Raw genomic sequence first — 8,097 nt, forward strand, 5'->3', positions numbered from 1 at the left:
TGAAATAAGTCAGCCTACTGCATGGGGTTTGGTTCGATCCATGCGGTGGGGCATGGGTGGGGTGGTATGGGTGGGGAGGGATGCGTGGGGAGGGGAGTCGCGTCAAAGTCTATCTTCCCGGCGTCCGGTTTGCTGTGTTTCGGGAGGAGTTTTGATGACCCGAGTTTGGCCTTGGGTTGAAAACCCAAGGCTTTCGGATTCCGTCGCTCCGCGACTGGGTGTGTTCGGGGCGGACAACCGCGGAGCGGTGACAGTTGTCAGCCTCGGTTTTTCAAGCCGAGGTCTCGGGCGTCACCCCCCCTTGCTCGGACAAACCGCGGAGCGGCAGCACGTGGCGAGCGATGAGATGAGGGGGCGATTGAAAAAGTAAAATTGACAATTGGAAATTGAAAAACCAGGGCGATTGAGGCGATGCTGGGGCGCGAACCGGAGCGTACTCGGCCGCAATCCTCGCCCCGGATGGGACCGACTTGCTTAGCTCGGGGCGGAGGTCCCGAGATCGATCTCCATGAAAAAACACGGCGACCGGGTGGCCGCCGTGTTGTTCGTCATTGGAGATTTGCTGGGGGCTATGCCACAGGTTTTTTCATGAACTCGGTTTCTGCAGCGATATCGCTGTCGTCCGGGGTCGCGTCGTTGTCGATGTCGAACCACTCTTCCTTGAACTGCAGATAACCGCTTTCACCCTTGGCGGATCGCTTAAGAGCCACATTGGTTCCAAGTGCAATGACTGCGTCGCCCATCGCGACCTCGGGGTAGCAGCGAGGTTTGTTCTCGCCGTCTGGGTTACGGATGCAGTAAGCCCAGTGCTCGATCTCTTCGCGGTAGCCACGGCTGACTGGGCCGGACGAAGCGGCTTGAGCAACCGGCGCCGCATAATCGCCGCTGGCGGATGTGTCCAAGGCGAATCCAGCATCCTTCTTCACAACACCCGCTTTGCTGCTGGTGTCGCTGTTGCGGTACAAGTAGACGTCGGTTTCCTTGTCCAGGATCAACGTTCCCTTGGTGCCCATGACGACTTCGCCCCAGCCACCAAAACCGTTGCCGTTGATCGACGAGTAGGTCACAACGACCTTCTTGTTCGGGTCGGTTTCGTAGCCAGCGACGGGCCCGTTTCCAGGGCTTTCGGGGTTGGGGTAACGTTCGACGCGGTCGTAATAGCCGACGTCGAAAGTGCTGCTGTACTCAGGCCCAGGGAATTCGAACATGCAATAGACGTGGTCGCCGACTTCGCGATCGAGCGGCATGATGTGGCGTCCGCCAACTGCATGAACGCTGAGAGGGTGCACCTTTTTCTTGTCGTCACGCAGCGAGCTGAGGAAGATGCTGACAGCGTCGAGTTGGTGACTGCCGAGTTCCGCCATCAAACCGGCGCCAGTGCGATTGAACAATCGCCAGCGGTGGAGTTCTTCCATTGCACTGAACGTTTTGTCGCCGACCGAGAATCCTTCGTAGCCGAATTCTTTTGGGTCGACGTTTTTGTCAGCGTCCCAAGCGGTCCACTGATCGATCTCCATCTTCAAACGAATCATTTCGTCTGGGTCAGTGGTCTCTTTCAGCTTCTTCTTGCGGTACTCGATGTCTTTTGCGATCCGGTCGAAGTTCTTTCCATTGACCATCTCGCCGCCAGGGATCGGCATTGACCAGCTATCCGCGCCGGGCACGTTGCTGCGGTGCCACTGGGCACGGATGTGGTGCAGTTGGCCCAGCAAACCCCAACGGATCAGGTTGATCGCGTCTTGATACTTGACGTTGTAGTGACGTTGGTGACCGGTCGCCAAGTGAATGGGGTTGCCATTCTTGTCTTCCATGCTGCCGGCCATCCGCGACATGACTTTGCACTGAGCCACGTTGTGTGCCATCAGTTTTTCGGTCAGCACGTGCAGGCCACGTTCCATCGCTTGAGCGGCGACGGGAGCGTGCAACCAAAGTGGTAACGCAATGATCACCGCTTCGATATCGGGGTCGTCGAGGCAGGCCATGATGCCGCCGTTGGATCCGTCATAAACCTTGACGTTCTTGCGAGCTTCCGCTTCGTCTTTGTAGCCAGCAACGCTGATCAATCCAGGCCGACGCTTCAAAGCCGACGAGGAGGACCAGTCACCGTGGAAAGCACGGAATTGGCTGTAGGGGCGGATGTCGCAGATTGCTTTGACGTCCACGTACTCGGGGTTGCAGCCACCGATCAGCACGTTGCCTTCGTCACCGGTGCCGATGACCGCGACGCGGACCGGATCGGCGACTTTGCCATAGCCGAAGTAAGCGGCACCCAGGCCAGCACCACTGACGGCACCTGCGGCGACGATGCCACGCAGAAAGTCACGACGGTTGACGTCGTAGTAACTGCCGACGGCGGAATAGTAATTGTGTGAGCCGACTTCTTTTTGATCGGCGTTGAGCTTGTCTACCATTTGCTAGGACTCCCGGTCACGCAGTTGCGGCGTCGTCGCCGTTGAATTTTCGGATGATGAGATGCAGAAAGAAATCGAGGCCGGCGAAACGGCCAGCGCCAGTGGCGGCCAGCACAAGGCAAGCCATGCACTCGATGAGCTGGTAAGTGCTGGACGTCGGCCCGGTCAAAGGTGGGTACTGACTCAAGAATACAGAACCGAGGAAACCGGCTGCTGCTAACGCGGCAACGGGTGTGAACAGCCCAAGTAGCAGGCACCAGCCCACCAACATGTCGAAGTACGGCACAATTGAATCAATCACGCTGGTGTCCATCATTTGCAAACGTGGACGCACCAACTTGTACGCACGGTGCTGGGACAGTTGTTCCGACGTTGCGACCTTGTTTTGAGCGGTTTCGTAATTTTCCCAGATCGCATCGATTTGGTCGAACACGGGAGCGATCTTTTGAGACAGCTCTTTTCGGACGCTTTCTCGTTGTCCGCTCAGCGAGCTGACCCCCGAGGCGACTGCATCGCCATCGAGTTCCTCGATCCGGCCGAGGCCTAGCTGAAATTCTTGGATTTCATTTGCGTTGAGCTCGAGCACCATGGCCAGTTGCTTGGCGGCAATGCTGTAGTTGTTGTGAGCTTCTGCCTTCTGCTTGTCATCAAATCCAAAGTGTTCGGAGATTTGATCGCGGTAGTAAGCCCAATTGAGTTCGGTCTGATCGACGTCCAGACGCATCGTGCCGTCGTAGTCCCACACCATTTGGCGGAAATGACCAGCGAACGGGCCGCGAGCGTTGGCGAAAAATGGTTTGGCGGACCAGTTTTCAGCCTGGTACTTGTCGATGCCTTCCGTGATGAAGTGCCAGCCAATCGTCAGGCGAAGGAGGGTCAGCATGACCACCGCGATCGTTCCAAGCAGCCGGGGTGAGATTCCCCATCCGACAGCCAAACGCAAAGGGGAAAGCAAATACTTGGCCACCGAGAATGGGCTCCGTCAAAGGCAGGATGGATGAAGGCACCGGGACGACGACGCCACCATCAAGCACATGCCGGATTGGGCATGTTCAGGGTTCGTTCAGTTCACTCCAGGACACCTCCAGTGAAGGGGGAACGCTCATTATGGCAGCCGAATGACCATTCGCCAACCGATGTGTATGCAGATTCAACTGAATCCTGCGGTTCAGCGAAGCCGTTTTCTCGGATGCACCGGATTGTGGGGGTCGACAAAGTCCTTTGGATCAGAAGACTTTTGGCTGTCTTGTTCGTTGAATCGTCGCCAATGGGTTGCTGCCTGCCTACGTTTCCCTGCCCGCCGCTCACTTTTCGTGCGGATTGCTCGTCCGCGCTGCGTTTCTCGTTTCACCCCTCTGTCCCTATTTCTCGCTAGGAACCCTGCCTGTGTCCATTCGAATCATGCGCCGCTTCACATTTTGTGCCGGGCACCGATTGGTGGGGCACGAAGGCAAGTGCCAGAGTCTGCACGGCCACAATTACGTGCTGGAGGTCTACGTGACGGGCAAGAAGCAAGACGCGGTGGGGCGGATCCTGGACTTCAAGCAGTTGAAGACGCGTTGCAAAGATTGGATCGACGAGAACTGGGACCACACGTTTGTGCTGTGGGAAAAAGACCAGAACGGGCTGGACGCGATTCGCAGTTCGGAACCCCACCGGATTTACGAGTTGGATAGCAATCCGACGGCTGAGAACATGGCCAAGCACTTCCTTGAGAAGGTCTGTCCCGAAATTTTGGGAGACTCCGGCGCGACCGCCTACAAGGTTCGCCTGTGGGAGAGCGAAGAGACTTACGCCGAAGCGGATTTGGACTGAACCAGACGCAGTAGTTTGGGGATGAAAATCCGCAGGGCTCGCGAGCGGTGGCTGAGAGCCCGCTTCACGGTCAGGTTCAGATCGCCAAACGTTTTGTGGTACTCGGGGATCACAAACAGTGGGTCATAGCCAAATCCCGCGCCGCCGCTGCGTTCGGTTGCGATGCGTCCGCGGCAGATACCAGACTCGGCTAGGCGCACGTTGCCCGCAGGATCGGACAAGCACAGGTGGCAATTGAATTGAGCCCCCCGGCGATCCATCGGGACGTCCGCCAGTTCCCGCAGCAGTTTGTCGTTGTTGGCTTCGTCGTCGCCATGTGTTCCGGCGTACCGAGCGGAATACACGCCAGGAGCACCCTTGAGCGAGTCAACCGTCAAACCGCTGTCTTCGGCCAGCACCCATCGTCCCAGGTGCTTGGCTTGTTCGGTTGCTTTCTTCGCTGCGTTTTGTGCAAACGTGTCCCCGTCTTCGACAACGTCGATTGCGTCATCGATTTCGGACAGGGGGGTCAGCGCAATGGTTTCTTCTGGCAGCATCATCCGAAGCTCGACGAGCTTCTTCGCGTTGCCAGTTCCCAGGACGAGGTCAAACATATCGCTCAGCGTCCAACCGCCGCGCTGTAGAAACTGCGTTTGCTGGCTTTGGGAACCGCAATGGGAGTGGGCTGGACATCAAACGGAATGTTCGCGATGTGTTTCGCGGCCATCCCATCGGACGTTTTGTTCTTGACCTGGTTGGCGATATTGGGGTCGACGTTGAAGGCTCGGTAAGTCGACATGATGGCTTTGATTTCAGGGGCGTATTGGAAGGTGCCATCGGGCAATTCATGTCCCAGTGTATCGAAGCTGCCAATGGTCACGATCGAACGAGTTCGGTCGTGGTACTGGTATGCCTCTTGTCCCTCTTTTCGCAACGCGAGGACCATTTTGTTGGCGTCGATCGCCATTTGATCCAAGCGGTTGATGTTGGGTTGGAACTTCTTTTCTTTCTTTCCGTCCACGATGGTTTTGAAGCCTTCGAAGGTGCGGACCACCACTGTGAATTTCCCGTCGCACTCAAGCAAGCTGTATTGTTTGTCTTCGTTCAGTTTGCGAACAAAGGAGTCCACTTCAGGAGCGTGCGAAAACTCGTCGGGGAGCAAGGGGTTGCGAGTCAGGAACGCGCTTCGCATCTCACCGAGGTTCTTGTCGCCGTTTCGGTTGGCGAACTGGCGGTGCAGGGCTTTGACTGCCGTGACCGGGTTGCGAAAGTCGGTCTCGGCGGCCATCTCGTTTTTGTCGCCAAAGACGGGGAGCTTGGCTGACTTGATCCGTTTCAGGTCATCCGCGATTTGCGGGTGCTCCGCGTGGTCGTATTCGCCGACCAGAACCGCGTGAGCGTCGTACTGGATGTTGTTGGCGTAACGCATCCGTCGCTGCGGCGCCCGGGAAGCTCCACCGACCACTTGAATGGTCGAAGTTGGCGTTTCGACTTCACCGGAGAAGTCGAACTTTTCTTCGTAGACGTAAGAAGGCAGGTTCAGTTCTTGACGAATTTCCAATGCCAAACGCTCGGCTCGTTCTTTGGAACCGGCACCGACAAAGGTGTGGGCCAAGATCAGCCAAGGGCCATCTTCTTCGGTCAGTTCATAAGTCTTTGTCGTGTCGACTTTGACTTGAGACCCGCGTTTGAACATCCGCAAGAACGGAGAAGTCTGAGCGGCAACGGGAGCCGGCGATACAAACCCGGAGGCGACGGCGGCGAGGATTGCGATCAATCCGAGGCGAAGCGAACTGTTCATCGGAACCAAATCCTGAATCGAAACGATACGAGCGTGTTGTTTGACTCGTCATTAGCAGATTCGGTGGATTCGCAGCAAGAGAATCAAAGCGTTTTGAGATATTCCAAAACGGCACGCTTCTCGTCTTCATTGAGCTCGTCCGGATAGTCGTGGCCCGCGGCACTTTTTCCAAATCGGCGGGTGTCAAAGTAGCTGCGTCGGATCAGCACGTCAGGTTGTGACAACGGCACTTTGTCGGCCAATTCAATTTGGAAACCGATCCGGTCCGAGTCAATTGCCTCCGCCGAACGTCGCCATAAAACGGGCCGCTCCTGCGGGTGAAACACGTGCCAGAGAGTCGGCACGCTGCCGTTGTGGAAGTACGGTGGGCTGGCCCAAACACCGTCCAGCGGCGGCGCGACGTATCCTTCCGGATTCACCAACGTTTGCTGCTTTCCTCCGTCGTCGAGCCGCGCGAACCAGGACTGGGCGTACTTGTTTCGACCCTCGCTGGGCAAGGCTTCGAAGCGGACGGGGTCGGTTCCAATTTCGTCGATCGGAACCATCTGGTTCGGGTAAGTTCCTCCGTCGGGGCCGTAAGTTCCGTGGCATCGCGAGCAGGTTTGCTCAAACAGGTGACGTCCCGTCTCGGCGAGTTCTTGGTCGATGGGACCTTCGTATTTCGGGGCTCTCAGCGAAGACAGGAAAGCGAATACATTCCGGAAGTCATCTTCGTGCTCGCGATAAAACTCTGGCCCGTTCTCAGGAACCAGCGTGAACTGCATCAGCCCGCGATGTCCTTTCTGAGCGAACCCATCGATGTAGAGATAGGGGCGTTTGTAGAAGTGCCACCACGGGGGAGCGTCCATGTCGTGATGAACGAACGACTTCGGGACACGCTGAACGAGGTTCAAGTCCGCGTCGCGGTAGTTCATCAATCCCATACCAAAGACGACCGCGTTGGTCGTCCCGTTGGTGGTCCCAAGTGGGATGACCAGCGATCCCAATTCCATTCGTCCGAGCGGCAGGCCCAGGCGGAATTTTGTGCTGCGGACTTCCTCCGTCAGAGTTTGCAAGGCGTAGCGATTGTTCGGCGCGCCGGGCGTGGGGACGCCGTAGACGGAGCCACCGTGGCAGGACAAACAATTCATCGTCCAAGCGTGATTTTCATCGACCACATATTGCATCGGCGGTCCGACGGATTGGGATCCCCGGGGAAGAACAAAGGTCGCAATGCCGTCCTCACTCACGCGCAACTGTGGTCGCTCGGACAATCCGTAACGACGATAGATCAGGCGGAGACGGTCCTCAGGGGTTGCTTGTTCCGCTTCTTGGCGAGCTTCTTCGGGCCAGCTCCGCCAAATGTCATCAATCACCGTTTGAGAGAAATCGCTGGGCAGCAACGCTTGTCGAGTCAGGACCTCCCAGCCCAGTTCGATGGCTTGTTTGTCGGATGGCGGGTCGTTTTCTAGCGTGTGCGAAGACGATTTTGCGAAGTCGGCGGCGCAAACGTCAGGACACAAGCTCTGGGAAAGCGAAATCAGGCCAAACAAGAGCAGCCAGCCAATGCTCAGACCCCACTGAATTTTCGCAAGAAACTGCCCTTCATTGGGAAAACAACAACGAATCATTGACGCAGATCACCAGAGGAATGAATGCAGTGTGGGTGTCAAATGGTCCAGCAACGAGGGGCCGAACCGTGTACGTGCTGGCCGGCCCGCTCGTTTCTTGACCGCCTAGCGGCGTGTTGATTAACTCGAATTCACAACCCGACGCGTGAGTTTTGGAGTTGCGTTTATCTCAAAACCCGACGCGTCAGCGAGGGACCCACCGGCTCGTTGCGATGGCATGCGGTCCCTCGCTGACGCATTTTGAAGTTGCGCTTTTCTCAAAACCCGAAGCGTCAGCGAGGGAAAAACGATGTTGACTTCGCCTCGCTGACGCGTCGGGTTATGAAAAACCCAATGCCTCACGCAAAATCGCAACTTCAAAAAGTGTAAGCGAGGGACTCCCCCAACTCCCTCGACGGCCCCCTCCAGCGCGAAACCCAGGCGCCAGCTACCAATCGAGTCACGCTGCTCGACGACGTCGAACCAACCACGCAAACATTTG

The 8,097-nt window shown here is 56.9% G+C and carries 6 protein-coding genes; 1 reads left to right on the top strand and 5 read right to left on the bottom strand.

Features of this window, described 5'->3' with window-relative positions:
* Positions 1 to 569: 569 nt before the first annotated feature.
* On the bottom strand, positions 570 to 2,411 hold the full coding sequence (locus ACF8AM_RS05615; protein ID WP_392554687.1) for a Gfo/Idh/MocA family protein: 1,842 nt from the start codon (positions 2,409 to 2,411) through the stop codon (positions 570 to 572).
* Between the two features lie 16 nt (positions 2,412 to 2,427).
* Positions 2,428 to 3,378: a DoxX family protein gene (locus ACF8AM_RS05620; protein ID WP_392554688.1), complete on the bottom strand. Its 951-nt coding sequence runs from the start codon at positions 3,376 to 3,378 to the stop codon at positions 2,428 to 2,430.
* 434 nt (positions 3,379 to 3,812) lie between these two features.
* On the opposite strand from ACF8AM_RS05620, the gene queD reads away from it, so the two are divergent.
* The gene (gene queD / locus ACF8AM_RS05625) at positions 3,813 to 4,226 is read left to right on the top strand and encodes a 6-carboxytetrahydropterin synthase QueD (protein ID WP_392554692.1); all 414 of its coding nucleotides are present in this window, start codon (positions 3,813 to 3,815) and stop codon (positions 4,224 to 4,226) included.
* On the opposite strand, the gene rdgB is transcribed toward queD, so the two are convergent.
* From rdgB to ACF8AM_RS05640, 3 genes are all read right to left on the bottom strand, one after another.
* Positions 4,202 to 4,819, bottom strand: a complete 618-nt coding sequence (rdgB, locus tag ACF8AM_RS05630) for an RdgB/HAM1 family non-canonical purine NTP pyrophosphatase (protein WP_392554689.1) — start codon at positions 4,817 to 4,819, stop codon at positions 4,202 to 4,204. The genes queD and rdgB overlap by 25 nt on opposite strands.
* Before the next feature lie 5 nt (positions 4,820 to 4,824).
* Positions 4,825 to 6,006 carry a hypothetical protein gene (locus ACF8AM_RS05635; RefSeq protein WP_392554690.1) on the bottom strand — a complete coding sequence of 394 codons (1,182 nt, stop codon included), beginning with the start codon at positions 6,004 to 6,006 and terminating at the stop codon, positions 4,825 to 4,827.
* Positions 6,007 to 6,089: 83 nt separating this feature from the next.
* Positions 6,090 to 7,616 (bottom strand): hypothetical protein, encoded by a 1,527-nt coding sequence (locus ACF8AM_RS05640; protein WP_392554691.1) that lies wholly within the window; start codon positions 7,614 to 7,616, stop codon positions 6,090 to 6,092.
* Between the last annotated feature and the right edge of the window lie 481 nt (positions 7,617 to 8,097).

Source organism: Rhodopirellula sp. JB055 (genome assembly GCF_043100905.1).
Classification (GTDB): domain Bacteria; phylum Planctomycetota; class Planctomycetia; order Pirellulales; family Pirellulaceae; genus Rhodopirellula.